This window comes from Rhizobium aethiopicum (assembly GCF_900094625.1).
GTDB lineage: Bacteria > Pseudomonadota > Alphaproteobacteria > Rhizobiales > Rhizobiaceae > Rhizobium > Rhizobium aethiopicum.
The window spans coordinates 362,306-383,778 of record NZ_FMAJ01000005.1; the positions used below are offsets into that span (position 1 = coordinate 362,306).

24 protein-coding genes are annotated in these 21,473 nt (G+C 62.2%); 17 read left to right on the forward strand and 7 right to left on the reverse strand.

What is annotated here, in order from left to right; translation table 11 throughout:
- Nucleotides 1-148: 148 nt before the first annotated feature.
- The gene (locus GA0061105_RS13835) at nucleotides 149-493 is read right to left on the reverse strand and encodes a helix-turn-helix domain-containing protein (RefSeq protein WP_064696890.1); all 345 of its coding nucleotides are present in this window, start codon (nucleotides 491-493) and stop codon (nucleotides 149-151) included.
- Between the two features lie 182 nt (nucleotides 494-675).
- Between GA0061105_RS13835 and GA0061105_RS13840 the strand changes: the two genes are divergently transcribed.
- The gene (locus tag GA0061105_RS13840) at nucleotides 676-1,314 is read left to right on the forward strand and encodes an acyl-homoserine-lactone synthase (RefSeq protein WP_092750744.1); all 639 of its coding nucleotides are present in this window, start codon (nucleotides 676-678) and stop codon (nucleotides 1,312-1,314) included.
- Nucleotides 1,315-1,469: 155 nt separating this feature from the next.
- On the forward strand, nucleotides 1,470-2,195 hold the full coding sequence (locus GA0061105_RS13845; RefSeq protein ID WP_092750746.1) for a helix-turn-helix transcriptional regulator: 726 nt from the start codon (nucleotides 1,470-1,472) through the stop codon (nucleotides 2,193-2,195).
- Nucleotides 2,196-2,210: 15 nt separating this feature from the next.
- Here the strand turns inward: GA0061105_RS13845 and GA0061105_RS13850 are convergent, their stop codons facing one another.
- On the reverse strand, nucleotides 2,211-2,675 hold the full coding sequence (locus tag GA0061105_RS13850; protein ID WP_092750748.1) for an Lrp/AsnC family transcriptional regulator: 465 nt from the start codon (nucleotides 2,673-2,675) through the stop codon (nucleotides 2,211-2,213).
- Nucleotides 2,676-2,802: 127 nt separating this feature from the next.
- Here GA0061105_RS13850 and alr point away from each other — a divergent pair, with 127 nt between their 5' ends.
- From alr to GA0061105_RS13865, 3 genes are all read left to right on the forward strand, one after another.
- Complete coding sequence (alr, locus tag GA0061105_RS13855) at nucleotides 2,803-3,933, forward strand: alanine racemase (RefSeq protein ID WP_092750749.1); 1,131 nt, start codon at nucleotides 2,803-2,805, stop codon at nucleotides 3,931-3,933.
- Between the two features lie 30 nt (nucleotides 3,934-3,963).
- A complete protein-coding gene (locus GA0061105_RS13860) occupies nucleotides 3,964-5,214 on the forward strand; it encodes a D-amino acid dehydrogenase (protein ID WP_092750751.1) in 1,251 nt (416 codons plus the stop codon).
- A 78-nt stretch (nucleotides 5,215-5,292) separates the two neighbouring features.
- Nucleotides 5,293-6,306: a helix-turn-helix transcriptional regulator gene (locus tag GA0061105_RS13865; RefSeq protein ID WP_092750753.1), complete on the forward strand. Its 1,014-nt coding sequence runs from the start codon at nucleotides 5,293-5,295 to the stop codon at nucleotides 6,304-6,306.
- A gap of 183 nt (nucleotides 6,307-6,489) precedes the next feature.
- Here GA0061105_RS13865 and aptA read toward each other — a convergent pair whose 3' ends face one another.
- On the reverse strand, nucleotides 6,490-7,824 hold the full coding sequence (gene aptA / locus GA0061105_RS13870) for an omega-aminotransferase AptA (RefSeq protein WP_064696883.1): 1,335 nt from the start codon (nucleotides 7,822-7,824) through the stop codon (nucleotides 6,490-6,492).
- Nucleotides 7,825-7,964: 140 nt separating this feature from the next.
- On the opposite strand from aptA, the gene GA0061105_RS13875 reads away from it, so the two are divergent.
- A complete protein-coding gene (locus GA0061105_RS13875; RefSeq protein WP_064696882.1) occupies nucleotides 7,965-8,513 on the forward strand; it encodes a cupin domain-containing protein in 549 nt (182 codons plus the stop codon).
- A 6-nt stretch (nucleotides 8,514-8,519) separates the two neighbouring features.
- Here GA0061105_RS13875 and GA0061105_RS13880 read toward each other — a convergent pair whose 3' ends face one another.
- A complete protein-coding gene (locus GA0061105_RS13880) occupies nucleotides 8,520-9,299 on the reverse strand; it encodes a pyrroline-5-carboxylate reductase (protein ID WP_092750755.1) in 780 nt (259 codons plus the stop codon).
- A 5-nt stretch (nucleotides 9,300-9,304) separates the two neighbouring features.
- Complete coding sequence (locus tag GA0061105_RS13885) at nucleotides 9,305-10,024, reverse strand: GntR family transcriptional regulator (protein WP_092750757.1); 720 nt, start codon at nucleotides 10,022-10,024, stop codon at nucleotides 9,305-9,307.
- Between the two features lie 200 nt (nucleotides 10,025-10,224).
- Here GA0061105_RS13885 and GA0061105_RS13890 point away from each other — a divergent pair, with 200 nt between their 5' ends.
- The 11 genes from GA0061105_RS13890 to GA0061105_RS13940 all read left to right on the forward strand — a co-directional run bounded on the left by GA0061105_RS13890 (nucleotide 10,225) and on the right by GA0061105_RS13940 (nucleotide 20,589).
- Nucleotides 10,225-11,055: a substrate-binding periplasmic protein gene (locus GA0061105_RS13890; RefSeq protein WP_092750759.1), complete on the forward strand. Its 831-nt coding sequence runs from the start codon at nucleotides 10,225-10,227 to the stop codon at nucleotides 11,053-11,055.
- A 61-nt stretch (nucleotides 11,056-11,116) separates the two neighbouring features.
- Nucleotides 11,117-11,899 carry an amino acid ABC transporter ATP-binding protein gene (locus GA0061105_RS13895; RefSeq protein ID WP_092750761.1) on the forward strand — a complete coding sequence of 261 codons (783 nt, stop codon included), beginning with the start codon at nucleotides 11,117-11,119 and terminating at the stop codon, nucleotides 11,897-11,899.
- 12 nt (nucleotides 11,900-11,911) lie between these two features.
- Nucleotides 11,912-12,574 (forward strand): amino acid ABC transporter permease, encoded by a 663-nt coding sequence (locus GA0061105_RS13900; RefSeq protein ID WP_092750763.1) that lies wholly within the window; start codon nucleotides 11,912-11,914, stop codon nucleotides 12,572-12,574.
- A gap of 12 nt (nucleotides 12,575-12,586) precedes the next feature.
- Complete coding sequence (locus GA0061105_RS13905) at nucleotides 12,587-13,252, forward strand: amino acid ABC transporter permease (RefSeq protein ID WP_092750928.1); 666 nt, start codon at nucleotides 12,587-12,589, stop codon at nucleotides 13,250-13,252.
- Between the two features lie 31 nt (nucleotides 13,253-13,283).
- The gene (locus GA0061105_RS13910; RefSeq protein ID WP_092750765.1) at nucleotides 13,284-14,162 is read left to right on the forward strand and encodes a dihydrodipicolinate synthase family protein; all 879 of its coding nucleotides are present in this window, start codon (nucleotides 13,284-13,286) and stop codon (nucleotides 14,160-14,162) included.
- 59 nt (nucleotides 14,163-14,221) lie between these two features.
- A complete protein-coding gene (locus tag GA0061105_RS13915; protein WP_092750767.1) occupies nucleotides 14,222-15,460 on the forward strand; it encodes an NAD(P)/FAD-dependent oxidoreductase in 1,239 nt (412 codons plus the stop codon).
- Nucleotides 15,461-15,491: 31 nt separating this feature from the next.
- A complete protein-coding gene (locus GA0061105_RS13920) occupies nucleotides 15,492-16,982 on the forward strand; it encodes an aldehyde dehydrogenase family protein (protein ID WP_092750930.1) in 1,491 nt (496 codons plus the stop codon).
- On the forward strand, nucleotides 16,979-18,013 hold the full coding sequence (locus GA0061105_RS13925; protein ID WP_092750769.1) for a proline racemase family protein: 1,035 nt from the start codon (nucleotides 16,979-16,981) through the stop codon (nucleotides 18,011-18,013). Before GA0061105_RS13920 ends, GA0061105_RS13925 begins: the two co-directional genes overlap by 4 nt.
- Nucleotides 18,014-18,022: 9 nt before the next feature.
- A complete protein-coding gene (locus GA0061105_RS13930; protein WP_092750771.1) occupies nucleotides 18,023-18,787 on the forward strand; it encodes an SDR family NAD(P)-dependent oxidoreductase in 765 nt (254 codons plus the stop codon).
- Nucleotides 18,788-18,797: 10 nt separating this feature from the next.
- A complete protein-coding gene (locus GA0061105_RS13935) occupies nucleotides 18,798-19,553 on the forward strand; it encodes an SDR family NAD(P)-dependent oxidoreductase (protein ID WP_092750773.1) in 756 nt (251 codons plus the stop codon).
- Nucleotides 19,554-19,749: 196 nt separating this feature from the next.
- Nucleotides 19,750-20,589 (forward strand): hypothetical protein, encoded by an 840-nt coding sequence (locus GA0061105_RS13940; RefSeq protein WP_092750775.1) that lies wholly within the window; start codon nucleotides 19,750-19,752, stop codon nucleotides 20,587-20,589.
- Here the strand turns inward: GA0061105_RS13940 and GA0061105_RS13945 are convergent.
- Nucleotides 20,573-20,863 carry a hypothetical protein gene (locus GA0061105_RS13945; protein ID WP_208601646.1) on the reverse strand — a complete coding sequence of 97 codons (291 nt, stop codon included), beginning with the start codon at nucleotides 20,861-20,863 and terminating at the stop codon, nucleotides 20,573-20,575. The genes GA0061105_RS13940 and GA0061105_RS13945 overlap by 17 nt on opposite strands.
- A gap of 25 nt (nucleotides 20,864-20,888) precedes the next feature.
- The gene (locus GA0061105_RS13950; protein WP_092750777.1) at nucleotides 20,889-21,473 is read right to left on the reverse strand and encodes a TadE/TadG family type IV pilus assembly protein; all 585 of its coding nucleotides are present in this window, start codon (nucleotides 21,471-21,473) and stop codon (nucleotides 20,889-20,891) included.

Here is a 21,473-nt window from a genome sequence, read left to right on the forward strand (position 1 = left end):
ACACAAGGTCTCTGCGGAGGGCAGGTGGCTGGCCGTCTGCCCTCGCTGCAATTGCATCTTTAACTGGAAAGATCGTCGACGTTTTGTTTCTTGGCAACCTGAACGTGTTGATCTCAGGTTGAAAAATCTCAAAGAATTGCGCTTGGCTTTATGCGTGCTCCGGCGGGATGGATTCGACCAGCCCAACGAGATTGGATCGTGTTGCCGCAGACCGGTTGCGCAATGCCAGAATCATTTGCAACTCTGCGGGCGAGATCGCGCTGTTCCTATGCCAGTCCATCGTGCCGCGCCCGAGCAGCAGCCAGTCGAGGGAGACATCCAGCAGGTCGGCGAGCGCGCAGGCGCTTTCCAGCGAGGTATGACCGCCATTCTGCCAGCGTGAGACGGCGGCGACGGACACGTCTAGTTCGGCCGCCAGGGCGTGAACTTTCCGGAACTTGCCCCGGGATATCGCCTCTCGAATACGTCTGCCGCGTGCCATGTCGTAGGTCATCAAGAATCCTCCCTTTGGTTGCGTTAAAATTGGCAATAACCACGAGCTTCCGATCGACGAATATCAGAAACTTCTTATGGAAGGGGAAGGCAAAGCCGGGCACCGGTCAACCTGGTGAAATTTCCAGATTGCTCCCGTTCGGCCTCCTGTTGTGAAACGTCAGCACATCAGGAGGGACGGATATGTTGCGGATACTCACCAAAGACATGCTCGATACCGATCGACGGGCTTTCGATGAAATGTTTCGGGCTCGCGCCGCCGTTTTTCGCGATCGGCTGGGATGGCAGGTCGATGTCCGGGATCAATGGGAGAGGGACCGATACGACGAGGCCGAAGATCCCGTCTATCTTGTTACGCACCAACCTTCCGGCACGCTTACTGGTTCGCTGCGCCTGTTGCCGACCACCGGAGCGACGATGCTCAAAAGCGAGTTCCGGCATTTCTTCGATCAGCCCATCGACGTCGATAGCCCGACGACCTGGGAATGTACCCGCTTTTGCCTTCATCCGCATGCCGGACAAATGGAGCAATCGGGCGCCGTCGCCACGGAGTTGCTCTCAGGGCTTTGCGATCTTGCGCTCGACACCGGTATCGAAAGCATTGTCGGCGTCTATGACGCCGCGATGGTTGCTGTGTACCGCAGGATCGGCTGGAGGCCGACGGCGCTTGCCCGATCCCGGCCGGAGATCGGCAAGCTGTATGTCGGCCTATGGGATGTGACGGCGGAGAATTGTCGGACACTTCGGGCCAACCTGTCCCGACTGCTGGAGCAAGCCTCTCCCAATCCTGGCGGAGCCCATGTCGATGGCGGCATGCGGTAAGCGCACTCGCTGTCCCGCCGCCCTGTAGTGGGACCGTCAGTTTTTAACCTGTTCTTCATGTCGCGCCATGGTTGCCAAAAATAATTCTGTTCTCGGTAATCGCGAAATGTTACCATCGCGAGCAGTTGAGGAGTCACACAACCGCGAGTCCACTCATGCTGAGCAGTTCTCGTTTTTTCTACTGTCTTGAGCGGATCTCCGCGTCGCCGACATTGCAAGATCTGGAAACAGCGCTGGACGAAGTCCGCCACATCTATGCGATATCGCACATGGTTCTGCATGTGACCCGCACCTCGGGGGCGGCGGACAGCAATCCATTGCTGATGCTGACCTACCCGCCCGAGTGGGTGAAACAATATCTTGATCGCGATTATTTCAACATCGATCCCGTCGTGCGGCTCGGCCGGCGCGGCTTCCTGCCTGTGGAATGGTCCGCATCAAAATGGGATTCCGGCCGGGCCTATGGCTTCTTCAAGGAGGCCATGGCCTTCGGTATCGGCCGTCAAGGCGTGACGCTGCCGGTGCGGGGACCTCAGGGGGAGCGATCGCTGTTTACGGTCACGTCTAATCACCCCGACTCCTACTGGCGGCAGTTTCGCATGGACAGTATGCGCGACCTCCAGTTTCTCGCCCACCATCTCCACGACAGGGCCATGGTTCTGTCGGGCTTGAGAAAAACTGCGGATTTTCCGCAATTGTCGCGCCGCGAACTGCAATGTCTTGAAATGACGGCCGGCGGCCTGATGGCAAAGCAGATCTGCGCCCGCCTGTCAATTTCGGCGAGTGCGGTGCAGCTCTATCTCGCCTCCGCACGCCGGAAGCTGACCGTCGCCACGACGAGTGAAGCGGTCGCCAAGGCCACGGCGCTTGAATTGATATGAGCGGGGGCTCGCGGTTCAGCGCCTGCTCCGCGTGCGCGTCGCCAGGACGTTGCGGATCGAAAAGCTGGAATGAATCCTGAGGACGCCGGGCAAGGTTGACAGGATCTCCTTGTGGATGCGTTCGAACTCGCCCGCACTGGCGACCTCGACGCGCAGCAGATAGTCGGAGCCGCCCGTCATCAGAAAACATTCGCGGATCTCCGGGTGCCGGCGGACCGCCGCCTCGAAACGGTCGAGATGATCCTCCGTTTGCCGCTCGAGGGTAATGTTGATGATCACGGCAATCATCTCATCCGCATTGCCGGTGTCCACCAGCGCGGTATAGCCGCGGATCACGCCTGATTTTTCCATGATCTTGATGCGCCTGAGGCAGGCCGACGGCGACAGGCCGATCTGGCCGGCGAGCCTGGCATTGCTCATGCGGGCGTCGAGACGCAGCAGTCTGAGGATATTGCGATCGGTTGCATCGAGAGCGGTCATGATTGATCATTCCAATGAATGACATATCATGCAGAAAAGACGCATAAAGCGCAATAATCGACTACAGAACGATAGGCAATTTCGTCCATTATTTCATAGACTCCGGGGCAATGGAGAAGGGGTCGAGATGGATAGCGATATTTTGGTTTCCCGCACACAGGCCACGACCGCGCAGGGAGCCGCGGGCTATCTGACGATCGATCTTGCGGCGCTCGGCCGCAACTATCAGAAGCTCACATCGATGCTGGCGCCGGTCCGCGCAGGCGCTGTCGTCAAGGCCGACGCCTATGGCCTCGGCGCCGAACGGGTCGCGGCAACGCTCTACGGCGAAGGTTGCCGGCATTTCTTTGTCGCCCAGTTCGTAGAGGCCGTGCGGCTGAGGCCGGCTCTTGCCCGCGACGCCCAGATTTTCGTACTGAACGGCTTGCAGCCCGGCAACGAGATCGGCTGTGCCGAGATGGGCATCGTCCCGGTTCTCAATTCGCTGGCGCAGTGGCGGCAATGGTCGGCGACGGCGCGCATTCTGAAACGTTGCCTGCCTGCCGTCCTGCAATTCGACACCGGCATGTCGCGGCTTGGTTTTCCCCAGGAGGAACGAGCCGAACTTGCCGCGGCCCTTCGCGATGGCACCAATGTCGAGATCCTGTTTATCATGAGCCATTTGGCCTCGGCCGACGACATCGAGAGCGAGCAGAACGGCGAGCAATTTGCCGAGATGTCCAGCATTGCCGATGAATTTCCGGGCTTCGACATATCCTTCGCCAATTCCGGCGGCGTCTTCCTCGGCGATGCCTATCACGGTGTGCTTGCCCGATCCGGCATCGCGCTTTATGGCGGCGCTCCCAACACCGGCGGGAGGAACCCGATGGAGCCGGTCGTCAGCCTCGATGTCGCCGTCGTGCAGACCCGCACCGTGCCGGCAGGCACCAAGATCGGCTATGGCGGCGCGCATGTCACCCAGCGGCAAATGCGTCTCGCCACCATCGCCGCCGGCTATGCCGACGGCTTGCCCAGGTCGCTGGGCGACCTCGGCGCCGCTTATTTCAACGGCATTCGCCTGCCGATCGTCGGCCGCGTCTCGATGGACAGTGCGACCGTTGACATCTCGGCGCTGCCCGAAGGCGCGCTGACGCTGGGCAGCCTCGTTGAAGTGCTTGGCCCGAACCAGACGCTCGAAGCCGTGGCGCGGGACGCCGGGACGATATCTTACGAAATCCTAACCCGTCTCGGCGATCGTTATCACAAGCAATATTGCTGAAAGCCCGTCGGCTTCATCCTTGGGGACATCATGAAAGTCATCGTTCTGGGTGCCGGCATCGTCGGTGTCACATCCGCGTATCAACTGGCCAAATCAGGCCATGAGGTTACCGTCGTCGACCGGCAAACGGGGCCGGCGCTGGAGACGAGCTTTGCCAATGCCGGCGAAGTCTCCTTCGGCTATTGCTCGCCATGGGCGGCGCCCGGCATTCCAATGAAGGCCATGAAATGGCTTTTCATGAAACATGCGCCGCTCATCCTGCGCCCAAAATTTGACATCGCCATGCTCTCCTGGATGGCGAGGATGCTGTCGAACTGCACCTCCGAGCGTTACGCGATCAATAAGAGCCGCATGCTGCGCCTTGCCGATTACAGCCGCATCGCGCTCGCGGAGCTTCGCGCCGAAACCGGCATCGCTTACGACGAACGCATGCAGGGAACCCTACAGCTGTTCCGCACGCAGCAGCAGCTCGATGGCGCGGCAAAGGACGTCAAGGCGCTGGCTGCCGACGGCATCCCCTATGAGGTGCTGGACCGCGACGGCTGCATCCGGGTCGAGCCGGCGCTCAGGCATGTGCGCGACAAGATCGTCGGCGGCCTTTTGACCCCGAAGGACGAAACCGGTGACTGCTTCAAGTTTACCAATGCGCTGGCCGCCAAAGCCGAGGCGCTCGGCGTCCGTTTCGCCTATGGCACGACGGTCAAGGCGCTTGATGTCGAGACGGGCCGGGTGCGCGGGATCGTCACCGACCGCGGGCGGATGGATGCGGAGGCTGTGGTGGTCGCGCTCGGCAGCTTTTCGCCGCTGCTGCTCAAGCCGCTCGGTATCGGCCTGCCTGTCTACCCGGTCAAGGGCTATTCGCTCACCGTCCCGATCACCGATGCGTCACGCGCGCCGGAATCGACCGTCATGGACGAAAGCTACAAAATTGCGATTACGCGGCTCGGTGACCGCATCCGCGTCGGCGGCATGGCCGAAATATCAGGTTATACCAACGATCTCGGCCTCGCCCGCCGCAGCACGCTCGAGCATTCGGTCACCGACCTTTTCCCCGGTGGCGACGTTTCCAAGGCTTCATTCTGGTCGGGTCTGCGCCCGATGACGCCGGACGGCACGCCGGTCATCGGCCCGACCAAGATCATCGGGCTCTTTCTCAACACCGGCCACGGCACGCTCGGCTGGACCATGAGCACCGGTTCGGCCCGGCTGATCAGCGACCTCGTCGGCGCCCGCAGGCCCGACATCGACGCTGGGGATCTCGCAGTCAGCCGATACGGGTGAAGCGCATGGACGCAAAAAGAATGAACGTGATCGTGCAAATCGGTTATTACTTGTGCACATCGTTTTGCGAGGTCACGGATGTCCGGTAACCATCGGCATGCCCCCAGTGTGGTCCAATCGCCGGCCGTAGCGAATATGTCGTTTCGCGAAACGGTGCAGAACGGAACGGACGCGGATCAGCTCGCGGAAGCATTGTCGACGTCGAAATCCACGATAAAGGTTACGGCAGAAGGCAAGACGCCCATTGCGTATCGCTGCAATTTCGTCGCGATGGAAGATGTCAGCGTCGCCGATTGCTCTTATGAGGGCACGCTTTTCTGCAAGCGCGAGGGGATCGTCGACAAAGTGGCTATATTCCTGCCGATCGAGGGGACTATGTCCTTCGGCGGGAAGCGAGAGCAGATATATTCAGTGCCGGGTCGCGGCGTGATCCTCGAGCAGGGCAGTGTCAGGGGCACCAGGATCGTCGGCCCACGCCGTCATCTCTGCCTCTTCATCGATCGGGCCAGGATCGCCACGCAGTTCGCGCATATGTGCGAGCGGACGATCAGCGGCGACGTCGGCTTTCAACCCCACATCGATGTGACGGCAGGTCCCGGGCTGCTTCTGCAGCAACTCGTCTCAAACCTTCACCGCGGCGTCAGCGGCAGCGGCTTGTTGCAACGTTCGCCGCTGGCCGTCAAATCGCTCTGCGATGCGGCGGTCTACCTACTTCTGGAGAGCTGTCCCCATCACTATTCGGAGGAGCTGGCGCGTTCCGCTCCGCTGCCGGCCCCGCGGCATGTGAAATGGGCCATCGATTTCATGCAAGAACACATTGCGGAACCGATCTCGCTCAGCGAGATCGCGACGGCGGCCAATGTAAGTGTTCGGACCTTGCAGCAGGGCTTCCGACAGTTCAGGAACACCACTCCGATCGCCTACCTGCAGGAAATCCGGATGCTGGCCGCCCATCGCGATCTGCTCGAGTCCGGCGCAAAACAGACCGTCGCCGATATCGCGCTCAGATGGGGGTTTGTGCATCTCGGGCGCTTTGCCGCCGAATACAAGAAGCGTTTCGGTCAGCTGCCGTCGCAGACCTTGAAGGCCTGATCGAGGCAGGACTAAAGCGCGTTGGGAGGCGTGGCAATGGGCGCCCTATCCCGGTCAATATCCTGGACTTCGTCGACGTCGCGTCAGCGTCTCGCCGCCTCGGCGGGGCTATTTACCCCCCGCCGCTGTGGCTCCAATTCCCGCAGATCCGTCATCAGCGGGAATGGCAGTGGGATCGTGGGATTATGCCGCGCGCTTCAGCGCATCGCCGATCGTCGAGACGATCGTGTCGATCTGGTGCTTTTCGATGATGAGCGGCGGAGAGAGCGCGATGATGTCGCCGGTCACGCGGATCAGCAGGCCTTTCTTGAAGCAATCCACGAAGATGTCGTAGGCGCGGGTTCCCGGTGCTCCGTCCCGCGGCGCCAGTTCGATCGCGCCGACCAGGCCGAGATTGCGGATGTCGGCGACATGAGGCAGACCCTTCAACGAGTGGAGGCCCTCCTGCCAATGGTCGGCGAGCTCGGCTGCGCGCGTCAACAGGCCTTCCTCCTCATAGATCTCGAGGGTGGCGAGGCCGGCGGCGCAGGCGACCGGATGGCCGGAATAGGTATAGCCGTGGAAGAGCTCGATCGCATTCTCGGGCCCGACCATCAAGCCGTCATGGATCTTGCGGCTGGCGAAGACCGCGCCCATCGGGATCGCGCCGTTGGTGAGACCCTTTGCCGTGGTGACGAGATCAGGCACGACGCCGAAATAATCCACTGCGAAAGGCGTTCCGAGACGGCCGAAACCGGTGATGACCTCGTCGAAGATCAGCAGGATGCCGTGCTTGTCGGCGGTGGCGCGCAGCTTCTCCAAATAACCCTTCGGCGGCAGGACCACGCCGGCCGATCCCGACATCGGCTCGACGATGACGGCGGCGATGGTTTCGGCGCCGTGCAGCTGCACCAGGCGTTCGAGATCATCGGCCAGTTCGACCCCATGGGCGGGAAGGCCCTTGGAAAAGGCATTGCGCTCGACGTCGAGCGTATGGCGCATATGGTCGGCCGGAATTTGCGGGAAGACTCGGCGATTATTGACGAGGCCGCCGACGGAAATGCCGCCGAAGCCGACGCCGTGATATCCCTTCTCGCGGCCGATGATCCGCGTACGGGTGCCCTGGCCGATAGCGCGCTGATAGGCGATGGCGATCTTCAGCGCCGTATCGACCGATTCCGAACCCGAGCCGGTGAAAAAGACCCGGTCGAGCTTGGCCGTGTCGCCGCCTGGCGCGTTCGCAGCCAGCTTCGCGGCGAAATCGAAGGCGATTGGATGGCCCATCTGGAAGGTCGGCGCATAGTCGAGAGTTGCAAGCTGCCGCTCGACGGCCTGGGAAATCTTCTTGCGGCCGTGGCCGGCATTGCAGCACCAGAGCCCGGCCGTGCCGTCAAGCACCCGGTTTCCGTCGACATCGGTGTAATACATGCCGTCGGCGGCAGCCAGCAGCCGCGGCGTCGCCTTGAACTGCCGGTTGGCGGTGAACGGCATCCAGAAATTTTCGAGTACGGGCGCGTTCGTCTTGTTGATCTGGTCCATCCTGGCCTCCTTGCGAATGGACGAGAATGGCGCGATTTCCGCTTTTCAAACAAGCCCTTTTCTTTGCTCGCGTAACCCGTTGAAAGACTGAGAACAGGAAGATATGTTTTCGATATTCTGGACAACAGAAACGAGCGCATATGTCCATCGATATCGGCGGCCGCCTTCGCCATCTCCGCATCGCCCACAAGCTTTCCCAGCGCGAACTCGCCAAGCGTACCGGCGTTCCGAACTCGACGATCTCGCTCATCGAATCGAACGCCTCCAATCCTTCGGTCGGAGCCTTGAAGCGCATTCTCGACGGCATTCCGATCGGGCTTGCGGAATTCTTCGCCTTCGAACCCGACCGCCCGAGAAAGGCCTTCTATGCGGCCGAGGAACTGGTGGAGATCGGCAAGGGCGCCATCTCCTTCAGGCAAGTGGGCGAGAACCTGTTCGGCCGCAGCCTGCAGATCCTCAAGGAGTGCTACCAGCCGGGAGCGGACACCGGCAAGGTGCCTCTCGTCCATGAAGGGGAGGAGGGCGGGATCGTGCTCTCGGGGAGGCTCGAAGTGACCGTCGATGACGAGCGGCGAATCCTCGGACCGGGCGATGCCTATTATTTCGAAAGCCGGCGCCCGCACCGGTTCCGCTGTGTCGGGCCGGTGCCCTGCGAAGTCATCAGCGCCTGCACGCCGCCGACCTTCTGATGCGTGTCAGCGGCCCTCGATGCGGGCAAGCACGCCGTCGAGTGCTTCGGTCAGCGCGGCGATGCCGCCCTTCTTGTCGAAGTCGGACAAAACCTGCTCGTTCAGCCCGCCCCTGGTTGCGAATTCGCGGCTCAGCGTGCTGAACGGCTCGGCACCAGGGCCGCTCGCCTTGTGCGCCAGGCTTGCGAAAAGCGGGGCGATGTAGGCATTTGCCTTCGCCCGTTCGAGGCCGCTTTTTTCCAGCCAGCCGGCAACCGTCTCCATGATCCCGAAATAGGTCGACATCATAGCGCTCGCGGCTGCGAGAAGGTCGTATTCCTTTCGCGACTGGCATTGGACTGCCATTCCGAGCGCATCGAACAGCGCTGCGACCGTATCATCGGGCGGATAGATGGCGGTCACGCCCTGGTGTGTTGCGACGAAGGGCAGGGGGATCGCCTGCACGAGACGCACCTCCGCGCCGACCCAGTCGATGAGGGCCTGGCGCTCCGTTGCCGCGACGACGCTCACGACCGTCTGGCCATTCCTGAATGAAAGCGCGCGAACGACTTCCTCGGCGACCTGCGGCCGTATCGCCAGAAACACCATTTCGCTGCGATCGACGACGTCCTGGTTGTCGTTGGCAATCCTGACGGTGGCGAATTCGCCTGCCAGCGTCTCCGCAATGTGCGCGCTTCGGGGAGAGACGTGAATTTGCGAGGCATAGGCCGGCTCTGCGAGCAGCCCGCGAACCATCGCCTCGGTGATGACGCCGGTTCCGACGAATCCGATGCTGTTGACGTTCACCTGATCTACTCCGCGGCTCTGCGCGGCCCTAGCGCGACATCCGTCGTGTAGTTCTCGCGCATGAAGTTGATGAAATTGTCCTGGAACTGGCGCGTATGGGCGTGGGCAAGCTCATCGGCGAGATCCACGTTCTTGTCCCTGATGGCATTGAGCATGAGCGCATGCTCGTCGGTCAGGAGATAGCCCTCATGGGTTCGCTCCAGATACTCGAAATGCAGGTGGAGCATGCGCTGTCCCTGCGACAGCAGCTTCTCATAGAACGAGGCGAGATACTGGTTTTTTCCGGCATGGGCGATCGCCATGTGGAATTCCTTGTTGGCCTCCGACATGGCGAGGTGATTGCCTGTCTTGACCGCCGCTTCAAAGGTTTTCAGCCGCTTGGCGATGATCTTCAGGTCGGCCTCGGTTCTGAGCGCGGCGGCAAGCCGCGTATTCATCCGCTGCGCGATGTCGAGCGCCTCGACATATTTGGGAAAGGTCGCAACCTCGATGGGGGCAACAATGGTGCTCCGGTTCGAGAGCGTCACGACCAGTTCGTCGGCGCCGAGCCGGATCAAGGCCTCCCGCACAGGCGAGCGCGACATGTCGAAGCGCTCGGCGAGAGTCATCTCGTCGAGGAGCTGACCGGGCGGCAGAGCGAGCGAAAGGATCTCATTGCGAAGCGTTTCGTAAACGCTTTTCCAGCCCGTGCCGCGGATCCGTTTCACTTCCGATTCTTCAGACACTTAAGTCCCTTTCTCCAGACGTAGATCCATTGGGCCAGAAAAACAGCGTGTCGGCAATGAAATTTTTCCGCTTGACTTTGTCGACACGCTGTTGACATATTTTAGTCGGTCGACACGCAGCCGACACACGACAACAGAAACGGCCAGAGCCGACGAGTGGAACCGCGCGCTTTCCGCGCACAACAAAAGAGGAATGCCCGATGCTTTCTTTGACAACGTCCGCATTGCGGGCGCTGCCCGCGCTCGCCCTGATGGGAGCTCTTTCCGCAACCGCCGCTGAGGCTGAGACCGCCGAGGGATATTGGCAGGGCGTGCAGAAGGCGGGTGTCCTGCGTTGCGGTGCCGCCGTCGCGCCGCCCTATGTCATGCGCGACCCGGCGACAGGTGAATATTCCGGCTTCTTTGCCGATCTTTGCAAGGAATTCGCCGACGTGTTGAAGGTGAAGCCTGAATTCGTCGATACGACCTGGGACAACATCGTCGCCGGCCTGCAAGCGGGCAAATGGGACATGTCGCTGGCGCTGAACCGCACACCGGCCCGCGCCATGGCCGTGCAGTTTTCGGTTCCGGCGATGGAGTACCAGATCTCGCTCGCCTACAACAAAAACAATCCGAAGATTGCGCCCGGCGCCGCTTCGGTCGCCGATATCGACAAGGCGGGCGTGACGCTTGCTGTCATGTCCGGCACGGCGCAGGACAAGGCCATTTCCGCAGCGGTGAAGAACGCCACGATCATGCGTCTTCCCGGCAATGACGAGACCCGCCTGGCGGTCACCTCGAAGCGTGCCGACATCCTGGTCGACGCCTCCGACACCAATCAGCTCTTCACCCAGTCGAACCCGGATTGGGCGGTGGCGCTCAACCCGACTCCGGCACTTGCCAAGCAGGGCGTCGCCTTCGGCCTGCCGCATCAGCTTTCGGCGGCCGATGTCGAAGTCGTCGATATCTTCCTCGAAGAGAAGGTCGCGACCGGTCATGTCGATGAGCTGATCCGCAAGGCGGTCGACGAAGTGCTCAAGGGCGCGAAGTAGTCTCGCCGGGCCGGTGCGGGGATCGCGCCGGCCCTTTCAGCTTCGATCAGCGGAGATTGGCATGACCACGTCCTTCAGCCTTCCCCTCGTGAAAATGCAGGCGCTCCACAAAAGCTACGGCAACGGAGCAATCCAGGTGCTGAAAGGCATCGACATTGAAATGAAGCCCGGCGAACGCGTTGTCGTCATCGGCCCCAGCGGCGGCGGCAAGAGCACGCTGCTGAGGGTGATGATGGGCCTGGAGCAGATCGACAGCGGCTCGATCAATTTCGACGGAAAGCCCTATATTTCTTCCGCCGGTGCGGCCAAGAAGACTGAGATCGACACCCATGTTCGCCGCTCGATCGGCATGGTCTTTCAGCATTACACGTTGTTTCCGCATCTGAACGTCACCCAGAACCTGATCCTCGCCCCCTGCAAAGTGCGCGGGGAAGCCAAGGCAAAGGCGACGGATCGCGCCCAGGCGCTGCTCGAACGCTTCGGGCTCGGCGCCAAGTCCAAGGCTTATCCGGCGCAGCTTTCCGGCGGCCAGAAGCAGCGCGTCGCCATTGCCCGCGCGCTGATGCTCGACCCGAAACTCATGCTGTTCGATGAAGTCACCTCGGCTCTCGATCCGGAACTCGTCAGCGAGGTGGAGCAGGTCATCCTGCAACTCGCCGCCCAGGACATGCCGATGATGATCGTGACCCACGATATGTGGTTCGCCAAGAACATCGCCTCCCGGGTGATCTTCTGCGCCGGCGGCGTGGTGGTCGAGGACGGGCCTCCCGAACAGGTGCTCGCTGCGCCGCGCGAGGAGCGCACCAAGGAATTCATCGACCGGGTCTTCCACATCAAGCAGTAGGGAGGGCATGCCGTGAACTACACGTTCGACTTCAACGCAGTCACCCTTGCTCCGCTTCTTCAGGGGCTGTGGGTTTCACTGCAGCTCACGGCGGCGGCGAATGTCATCGGCATCGTCTTCGGCTTCGCGCTCGCGCTGCTGATCATGAGTCCCTATCGGGTCTTACGATTGCCCTTCATGCTGTTCGTCGAATTCTTCCGCTGCACGCCTGCCATCGTCCAGATCGTCTGGATATTCTACTGCGTGCCGATGCTGTTCGACGTCTTTCTCGACCCGATGACGATGGGCATCATGGCGCTCGGGCCCAATCTCATGGCGTTCAATGCCGAGGCCTACCGCGCTTCGATCCAGGCGGTCCCGCGCGAACAGCTCGATGCCGGCATCGCGCTCGGCCTCAACCCGCTCCAGCGCGTGCTCTACATCGTCTTCCCGACGGCTTTCCGCGCCTCGATCCCGGTGCTTCTGACCAACGGCATCGTCATCTTCCAGCAGAGCGCGCTCGTTGCGATCGTGGCGATCCAGGACCTGATGTACCAGGGCAAGACGCTCGCCACCGAGACCTACCGGCCGATCGAGACCTTCACGGTCGTAGCTCTCATCTATTTCGCCGTGTCCTTCCCGATAACCCAGATCGTCGGCCTGCTCGAACGCCGCCGCCAGATCCTCGTCAGCTAGGAGGCCCGGATGATGACGCTCGATTTCTCGATCCTGCTGCGCTTTGAAAACGCGCTTCTGCTGGGTCTCTGGATGACGATCAAGCTGACGCTGATCTGCATCGTCCTCGGCTGCTCTCTCGGTTTCCTCGTCGGACTGGCCCGAACGTCGCGAAACCTCGCACTTCGCGCAGTCGCCGGCGGCTATGTCGAATTCTTCCGCGGCACGCCCGTCCTCATCCAGCTCTTCTGGATTTTCTTCTGCCTGCCGCTGCTGCTCGGTGTCGAGCTTTCGAACCTGGCGTCCGGCGTGATCGCGCTGACGCTCTATATGGGCGCCATCACCAGCGAGACCTTCCGGGCGAGCCTCAAGTCCATCGGCCGGGAACAGCTGGACGCCTGCGTCGCGCTTGGCCTGCCGAACAGGGTGCGGGTCGTCAACGTCGTGCTGCCGCAGGCGGTGCTGCGGGCGATCCCGACGCTGCTGTCGAACTGCGTCAGCCTCTTCAAGGAGAGCGCCCTGGTCTCGGCCGTCGGCATGGCGGACCTGATGTTCGTCGGCCAGAACATCTCAAACAACACGGCCCGTCCCGTCGAAGTGCTGACGATCGTCGCCCTGATCTACTTCATCATCGCTTTCCCCCTCACGCGAGCGGTTTCCCTCATCGAGGGACGCATCCTCAAGAAGCTTGCAATCTAGAAACAACTGTTCCCAGGACAGGAGACATTCCATGAAACTTTCCGGCGTCATGCCCGCGCTCATTACTCCCTTCGATGCCAACAACAGGATCGATTTCAAGGCTTTCGAGAGACTTCTGATCCATCTCCGCGAGGCAGGCGTCACCGGCTGGGTTCCGAACGGGTCGACCGGAGAATATTTCAGCCAATCCAGCGAAGAGCGCCGCGACGTGCTGCAGTTCGTCAAGGATTTCGCGAGGCCCGGCGAAATTCTGATCGCCGGCACCAATGCGCCTGCCACCCGCGAGGTGATCGAGCAGACGGCGCTGGCGAGAGACATCGGCTATGACACGGTCCTGCTGGCGCCGCCATTCTATACCCGCCCGACCCAAGCGGAGCTCATCAAGCACTATGAAGCCGTGCTCTGCGCCGTCGATGTGAACCTCGTCCTCTATTCCTATCCAGCCAAGGATGGTTCCGACATCAGTTTCGAACTGATGGATCATTTTGCCGACAATCGACGTGTCATCGGCATCAAGGAAAGCTCGGGCGTGCTGCAGCGGGCGATCGACATCGCCAGCCGCTATGAGGGCAAGATCCAGCTCGTCAGCGGTTCCGACGATATCGCGCTCGACTTCATGTTCTGGGGTGCGGAAAGCTGGATCTGCGGGCCGTCGAACTGCATGGCCAAGGCCTGCTGTGATCTCGACCGCACGTTCAAGTCAGGCGATCTGAACAAGGCGCGCGAGCAGATGAAAACGCTCTATCGGGCGATGAACATCCTCGAAAGCGGCAAGTTCGTGCAGAAGATCAAATATGGCTGCGAACTTCAGGGCCTGCCGGTCGGGCAGTGCCGTGCGCCGCTCGGCGAACTGACGGCGGAGGAAAAGGCGGAATTCCGGGCGGCTATGGAGCCGATTCTGAACTGGTAACAAGGAATAGACTGGGGCGGCCGAGCCCGCCCCGGAGATCCCGAATTTGCGAGGTTCGCGTGTCTTCCATCGTGGTCGTCGGCGCCGGCATCATCGGCGTCACTATTGCCTATGAACTCCAGCGCCGTGGAAACGTCGTCACCTTGCTCGACAAGGCGGCGCCGGGCCGCGGCGCCTCGTACGGCAATATGGCGAGCATCGCCGTCACCGAATTCATGCCGGCCTCGCGGCCGGGCATCTGGGCGCAGATGCCGAAATGGCTGCTCGACCCGGAGGGGCCGGTGCGTATCCGGCCCGCCTACATGCCGAAACTGGTGCCCTGGTTCCTAAGGTTCCTGGCCGCAAGTCGCCCGTCGAAGCTGCGGGAGCTCGAGGCCGCCGGCGCCGTGCTCTGCCGGCGCGTCCACGAAGATCTTGACGTGCTTTTGAAGCAGGCTGGCCTCACTCAGATGCTGACGGCCGAGGGGTGCCTCAGCCTCTATGCCGACAAGGCGGAGTTCAAGGCCGACCGCGAGCATATCGACATCCTCGCGCGCTTCGGCTTCCGGCACGAAATCCTTGGCGGCAATGCCATCCGCGACCTGGAACCCGAGTTGACGACGAAGATCGGCAAGGCGGTGCTCTTCCCCGACAACCGGTCGATATCAGATCCGTATAAGCTCGTCACCGCCCTCTCCGAGAGGTTCGAGGCGCTCGGCGGGAGGATCGTTCAGGGTGACGTCGCCGGCTTCGAGCAAAGCGAGGCCGGTGTCTCCGCGCTTCGCCTGGCGGATGGGCGAAGCGTTGCGGTGGAGAGAATCGTACTCGCAGCCGGCGCCTTCACCGCCCGGCTTTCGGCTCTGCTGTGCGAGCATATCCCGCTCGAAACCGAGCGCGGCTATCACACGCAGATCATGGACCCCGGAATTTCCATGCGCCATTCGATCATCTGGCCGGCGCGCGCCTTCATGGTCACGCCGACGGCCGGCGGCATCCGCGTCGGCGGCACGGTAGAGATGGCCGGCCTAGATGCGCCTGCGGATTACCGGCGGGCAAAGATCTTGGTGAAGCGGGCTCGGGAGGCATTGCCGGAGCTGAAAACCGGACGAACGTCGGAGTGGATGGGCCATCGCCCGGCGCTGCCCGACACCGTGCCGGTCATGGGACCTTCCGCCAAGTGCCGCAACGTCTGGTACGCCACAGGCCACGGACATCTCGGCCTCACCTATGCGGCCACAACAGGCCGGCTGATGGCCGATCTCATCACGGGCATCGCGCCGCCCGTAGACATGAAACCCTATCGCGTCGACCGCTTCTGAGCGGATCGGCGCAAGGAGAAAGGGAGTGAACATGCGAAGCGAACTTTATATCGACGGACAATGGGTGAAGCCGGTCAAGGGCGGCGCCTGTACCGTGACAAACCCGGCGACCGAAGAGGTGATCCAGACGATCGGAGCCGCGACGGCGGAAGATGTCGATCTCGCCGTCAAGGCGGCGCGCCGCGCCTTCGACAAGGACGGCTGGCCGAAATTGTCCGGCGCCCAGCGCGCCCGATATCTCCGCGCCATCGCCGAGGGCATCCGCGCCCGCCAGGCCGACATCGCGCGCCTCGAAGTTCTCGACAACGGCAAGCCCTTGCCGGAGGCCGATTGGGATGTCGCCGACGCGGCGGCGTGCTTCGATTTCTATGCGGAGCTCGCCGAACAACTCGACAACAATCCCGAGGAGACGATTGCGCTGCCCGACGCACGCTTCACCTCCAAGGCGGTGCGCGAGCCGCTTGGCGTCGCCGGCGCGATCATTCCCTGGAATTATCCGCTGCTGATGGCGGCCTGGAAGGTTGCCCCGGCCCTTGCCGCCGGCTGCACCGTCGTTTTGAAGCCTGCCGAGCTGACGTCGCTGACGGCGCTCGAACTGGCGGCGGTCGCCGACGAGGCCGGGCTGCCGCCCGGCGTGCTCAATATCGTCACGGGGGCGGGGTCCGTTGCCGGGCAGGCGATCATCGATCACAAGGGGGTGGACAAGCTCGCCTTTACCGGCTCCGGATCGGTCGGCTCGAAGATCATGGCTGCCGCCGCTCGCGACATCAAGCGTGTCAGCCTGGAGCTCGGGGGCAAGTCGCCCTTCGTCGTCTTCGAAGACGCCGATGTCGACGCGGCGGTCGAATGGATCATGTTCGGCATCTTCTGGAACCAGGGCCAAGTCTGCTCTGCGACGTCAAGGGTCCTCGTGCAGGACAGCATCTTCGGACGGCTGCTTGCGCGCCTTGTCCAAGAAACGAAGAAGATCAAGATCGGCAACGGTCTGGACGAGGGCGTGCTCCTCGGGCCGCTGGTTTCCAAGCGCCAGCATGAGCAGGTGGTCGCGGCGATTGAAGCGGCACGGCAGGCAGGTGCGACAATTGCCTGCGGCGGAGCGCGCCCGGAAGGATTCGACAAGGGCTATTACCTCCAGCCGACCGTTCTGACCGACGTCCCGCTCGACAGCGCCGCCTGGGTGGAGGAGATTTTTGGCCCCGTCGTCTGCATCCGGCCGTTCAAGACGGAGGAGGAGGCGATTGAACTCGCCAATAATTCCCGCTTCGGCCTTGCCGCGGCCGTCATGTCGACGGACGACGTCAGAGCCGAGCGCGTGGCGGCCGCCTTCCGCGCCGGGATCGTCTGGATCAATTGCTCGCAGCCAACATTCACCGAAGCGCCCTGGGGCGGCTACAAGGAATCCGGCATCGGCCGCGAACTTGGCCGCTGGGGCCTCGACAACTATCTCGAAACCAAGCAGATCACCCGCTTCGTCAGCGAAGATCCCTGGGGCTGGTACCTCAAGCCGGAGGCGGCCGAATGAACTGGGACTGGAGCCTCGACCTGCTGCAGGTGCACTGCCAGGGCGAGATCGGCAAGGTCATCATGTCGGGTGCGCCAGAGATACCGGGCGCGACGATGCTGGACAAGATGAACCACATCAATACGGTCGACGACAGCCTGCGCCGCTTCGTAACCTTCGAGCCGCGCGCCAACGTTGCGATGTCGGTGAACCTGCTGGTCGCACCGACGCGCCCCGATACGGATGGCGGCTTCATCGTTCTTCAGGCCGACCGCGCCCATCCCATGTCCGGCAGCAACTGCATCTGTGTGGTCACCGCTCTTCTCGAGAGCGGCCGGGTTGCGATGTCGGAGCCGGAGACGGTGGTGCGGCTCGACACGCCGGCCGGTCTCATCGTTGCGCGCGCCGCCTGCCGCGACGGCCGCTGCCTCTCCGTCAGCCTCGACAATGTGCCGAGTTTTGCTGAGGCGCTGGACCGGGAGGTGGAGACGCCGAAATGGGGCCGCGTCAAAATCGACGTCGCTTTCGGCGGCGTCTATTATGCGCTTGTCGATGTCGATCAGCTTGGTCTCGATATAACGCCTGCCAACGCCCGGCTGCTGGCGGAGGCGGGGATTGAGCTCAAGTCGCTGCTAGCAGATCAGGTTTCTGTCGCCCATCCCCTGCTGAGCGGCGTCGATGAGATCGCTTACGTGATGTTCCGTGGACGCGAAGCCGATGGCGCGGTGAGAACCTGCACAACGCTGCAGCCCGGCCGCGTCGACCGCTCACCCTGCGGAACCGGCAGTTCGGCGAACCTTGCGGCACTCTACGCCCGCGGTGAAGTTGCTGTCGGCGACAACAGAACGTCGCGGTCGATCATCGGCGGCGAGTTTCTCGCCGAGGCGATTGGCGAGACCGAAGTTGGCGGCCGCCGTGCCGTGTTGCCGAGAATATCAGGCCGGGCCTTCGTCTATGGCCGCGAACAGCTTCGCATCTCCGGCGACGACCCGTTCGCCAGGGGGTTCGCGCTGTCCGATACCTGGGGTCCTCAGGTCGATTTGCTCGGTTAGGAGCCCAGCATGTCTCACGTTCAATCACTCGCCGGCCAGACCGTTCTTGTGACGGGAGCTTCGGGCGGGATCGGCGCCGCCATCGTCCAGCGCTTGTCTGCGGAAGGCGCGCGGCCCGTCATCCACTACGCGCGCGACAGAGAGAGGGCGCGAGCCCTGCTTCACAAGATCGGCGGCGACGGCCTGATCGTCCAGGCCGATCTCTCCAGCCCGGACGGCGCCTTCACGCTCTGGCGCGACGCGCTCGCAGTCGCGGGACGCATCCATGCCGTCGTCAACAATGCCGGCATACGCACCGAGGTTTCGGTCGATGCCGATCCCACAGACTGGCGGGCCGCCTGGCAGAAGGAGTTTCAGGTGAACTTCTTCGCGGCGGCGGACCTCTGCAAGCAAGCCCTCGTGCATTTTAAGCAAAATGGCGGCGGGCGGATCGTCAATATGGCCAGCCGCGCCGGCCAGCGCGGCTATGCCGCCGACGCCATGCCATACGGCGCGACGAAGGCGGCACTGATCAATCTCACCAAGTCGATAGCGAGGAGCTTCGGGCGCGACGGCATCGTTGCCGTCGCCATTGCTCCGGGCTGGGTGCGCACCGAGATGGCCGAGGATTTCGTGGCGAAGCATGGAAAAGATGCTGCGGTCGACGACATTCCGATCGGAGAGATGGCCGAGACGGAGGAGGTCGCCGAGCTGGTGTCCTTCGTGCTCCGCCCTTCGCAGGCCTCGGTCAACGGGGCGACATTCGACGTCAATGGCGGCAGCTACATCAGATAGGAGATCTTGGATGAAAAGGTTCCATGGCAAGGTCGCGGTCGTCACGGGCGGCGGCGGCGGCATAGGCTCGGCCATTTCGAAGAGGCTTGCCGGCGAGGGCGCCTTGGTCGTGGTGACGGATGCCAACGCGCAGGCCGCGGCTGAAGTCGCCTCGCTCATTGAGGCTGCGGGCGGATCGGCGACCGCCCTTTCGGCCGACATCTCCCGGAAGTTCGACAGCTTCGACCTTATCGAGAAGGCCTTTGCGATCAAGGGGCGGCTGGATGTATTAGTCAACAATGCCGGCATCAACCGGCGCGGAAACCTGCTGTCGCTGTCGGACGAAGACTGGCAGGTGAGCTTCGCGGTCAATCTGGATTCGATGTTCCATCTCTGCCGCGCGGCCTTGCCGCATATGATCGCCGCCGGCGGCGGAGCGATCGTCAACACCGCCTCGCAATGGGGGCTCTACCCGGCGCCGAACCATATCGCCTACAACACGACCAAGGCGGCCGTCGCCGCCTTCACCCAGAACCTTGCCCGCGACTATGCACCCGACAAGGTGAGGGTCAATGCCGTCTGCCCCGGCGAAATCCACACGCCGATGCTGGAGGCCGGCGTCATACGTTCCGGCCGGACGATCGCCGATCTCGACAAGCTCGTCCCATTCGGCCGCATCGGCAAGCCGGAGGAGGTGGCGGCGCTCGTCGCTTTCCTAGCATCGGATGAAGCGGCTTTCATGTGCGGTTCGCTGGTGGAGATCACCGGCGCGCAGGCGGTGGCCTGAAAAGCCGAGCCCCTTGAGGAAAGGAATCGTCCACGAGATCAGCAGACGCCTATGCGCGTTCATAGCAAAGGCACGCGACCGCCGACAGGCGAAATGTACAACGGCGTCCGCGGCCTCAACGATCCCGCTTTCGTTTCCGGCGCAATATGTTTACAAGCGGAAGCTGTAAACATTCGACCGGACGGAGGCATCAAACGTGCATATCCTGCGGCGCTCGCTTTTGGGGTCCCTTTGGGCCCTGATGGGTTGGAAACCGTCTTTCGCTGGGGAAGCCAGCCCGGAAACGGTGACCCAGGAGGAGGCATCGTCGGTGACGCCACGGCATGTCCTGTGTTTTCTCGGGAGAGATCGCGATCTCAGCCGCTTGTCCGAGGCGGCAGGCCAAGCAATTCGTGACTTCGCCACCGGATTCAGCATCGACGAGGATTATTCGCAGGCAGAGCCGGATGACCGCATGAGCCGGTCATTCGATGTCTGCTGGGATCGGGTCGAACCCCATGCGTGGGACGAGGCGGACGAGAAAGCCGTCGCCGATCACCAATCCGTCCTCTATGTCCTCGGGCCGAGCATGGCGCAGGCAGAAACCGTCAAGGTGTCGATGACGGCCCTGCGTCTCGTCGAGCGGCTGATCGAAGCGGGAGCGGTTGCCGTCAAGGGCGAAAGCGCCGGCATCGCGCATGGCTTGGACCGATGGAGAGCGCTGATCGGCCAGGCCGCCGGCGCGCAGAAGGCCGGCGATCCGCTCGCCCAGCAGCGCATCGGCCGCCTGGCCTTCGCGAAGCGGCCGCTCTCGGCGCGGGGATATCTGGAGAGCGTCGGCTTCCATCTCGTGGGGCTGCCGGAAGTCTATGTGCCGGAGACATCAGGCAGCGAAAGGCAGGTCGTTGCCATCATGGATGCGGTTGCCGACGAGATCGCCAAGCAGGGTTTCGATCCGACGCTCAAGGCGCGCGGCGCAAGCCTCTCCTTCGATTCCATCTATGAAGTGGACGAGTTCAAGTTCAATCCCTACGGCATCGTCAAGCTCTCTGGGTGAGCCGGTCCGATCTCCGCGGGCCGCTCAAGTAGAGGCTGTAATGATAGTCGTAGCTGCGCAGCCAGAGCCGAGCCTTCTTAGGTCCCTCGAAATTGAGCTGCAGCAGATTGCGCGGGTGAGCGGTGTCGACGACCAGCTCGTCTTCGGTCTCAGGGTTATCGGCCTGCGACAGGGCGAAGCGCTGGAACTCATTGCATGTGCCTTGAGAAGCCAACCGGCCAACCCGCCCGCAATGCACGATTATCGACGTGACGACAAGCGGCGTGGATCTCATAATCCACCTATCCGATAGCAGGAGACTAGTTGTAGCTGATCGTGTCGCTCACGCGCGGGCGATTGAAGAAATGATGGTCGAAGCTGTAGCCGTTCTGCCCGGTGAAGTTCGAGAAAAACGCCGATACCGGTGTCGTCAATGTGTATTGCACCCGCGTCAGCACGACCTGGACGCCCGCCTCCTGGATCTTTGCCGGTATGTCGATCGCGCTTGCCGTGCCGGAGCCGAGCGACGATGTGTTGAGCGCGGCGGACCAGTTGACGGTCGCCTTGCCGCTGTTGTCGACATCATTGACTGTGATCGTGATCGTCAGCCCAGTGGTGTCATAGGGCTGCAGTATGAAGCTCGCGCCGGAAAGAAGCTTGGCGACGTCGGTCTGAGTCCAGGTGCTCTGCTGCGCAATCATATCGCCTGCGCTGGCAGCGATCTCGTCTATCTTGCGGCTGACGGTTAGGGCATGGCCGAGATCGGCCGTGCCGAACAAGAGCATGATCAGGATCGGCAGCACCAAAGCGAATTCCACGCCCGAGGCGGCCGAACGGTCACGTGCGAACCGGCGGATGCGAGATCGGGCGAAGGCGAGAAGAGCGAGGCTCCGTTTCATGATCAT

Excerpts from the sequence above, each read along its gene's own strand:
- GA0061105_RS13835 (WP_064696890.1), bottom strand. The coding sequence starts at position 493 with ATGACCTACGACATGGCACGCGGCAGACGTATTCGAGAGGCGATATCC.
- GA0061105_RS13840 (WP_092750744.1), top strand. The coding sequence starts at position 676 with ATGTTGCGGATACTCACCAAAGACATGCTCGATACCGATCGACGGGCT.
- GA0061105_RS13845 (WP_092750746.1), top strand. The coding sequence starts at position 1,470 with ATGCTGAGCAGTTCTCGTTTTTTCTACTGTCTTGAGCGGATCTCCGCG.
- GA0061105_RS13850 (WP_092750748.1), bottom strand. The coding sequence starts at position 2,675 with ATGACCGCTCTCGATGCAACCGATCGCAATATCCTCAGACTGCTGCGT.
- alr (WP_092750749.1), top strand. The coding sequence starts at position 2,803 with ATGGATAGCGATATTTTGGTTTCCCGCACACAGGCCACGACCGCGCAG.
- GA0061105_RS13860 (WP_092750751.1), top strand. The coding sequence starts at position 3,964 with ATGAAAGTCATCGTTCTGGGTGCCGGCATCGTCGGTGTCACATCCGCG.
- GA0061105_RS13865 (WP_092750753.1), top strand. The coding sequence starts at position 5,293 with ATGTCCGGTAACCATCGGCATGCCCCCAGTGTGGTCCAATCGCCGGCC.
- aptA (WP_064696883.1), bottom strand. The coding sequence starts at position 7,824 with ATGGACCAGATCAACAAGACGAACGCGCCCGTACTCGAAAATTTCTGG.
- GA0061105_RS13875 (WP_064696882.1), top strand. The coding sequence starts at position 7,965 with ATGTCCATCGATATCGGCGGCCGCCTTCGCCATCTCCGCATCGCCCAC.
- GA0061105_RS13890 (WP_092750759.1), top strand. The coding sequence starts at position 10,225 with ATGCTTTCTTTGACAACGTCCGCATTGCGGGCGCTGCCCGCGCTCGCC.
- GA0061105_RS13895 (WP_092750761.1), top strand. The coding sequence starts at position 11,117 with ATGACCACGTCCTTCAGCCTTCCCCTCGTGAAAATGCAGGCGCTCCAC.
- GA0061105_RS13905 (WP_092750928.1), top strand. The coding sequence starts at position 12,587 with ATGACGCTCGATTTCTCGATCCTGCTGCGCTTTGAAAACGCGCTTCTG.
- GA0061105_RS13910 (WP_092750765.1), top strand. The coding sequence starts at position 13,284 with ATGAAACTTTCCGGCGTCATGCCCGCGCTCATTACTCCCTTCGATGCC.
- GA0061105_RS13920 (WP_092750930.1), top strand. The coding sequence starts at position 15,492 with ATGCGAAGCGAACTTTATATCGACGGACAATGGGTGAAGCCGGTCAAG.
- GA0061105_RS13925 (WP_092750769.1), top strand. The coding sequence starts at position 16,979 with ATGAACTGGGACTGGAGCCTCGACCTGCTGCAGGTGCACTGCCAGGGC.
- GA0061105_RS13930 (WP_092750771.1), top strand. The coding sequence starts at position 18,023 with ATGTCTCACGTTCAATCACTCGCCGGCCAGACCGTTCTTGTGACGGGA.
- GA0061105_RS13935 (WP_092750773.1), top strand. The coding sequence starts at position 18,798 with ATGAAAAGGTTCCATGGCAAGGTCGCGGTCGTCACGGGCGGCGGCGGC.
- GA0061105_RS13945 (WP_208601646.1), bottom strand. The coding sequence starts at position 20,863 with ATGAGATCCACGCCGCTTGTCGTCACGTCGATAATCGTGCATTGCGGG.
- GA0061105_RS13950 (WP_092750777.1), bottom strand. The coding sequence starts at position 21,473 with ATGATCATGAAACGGAGCCTCGCTCTTCTCGCCTTCGCCCGATCTCGC.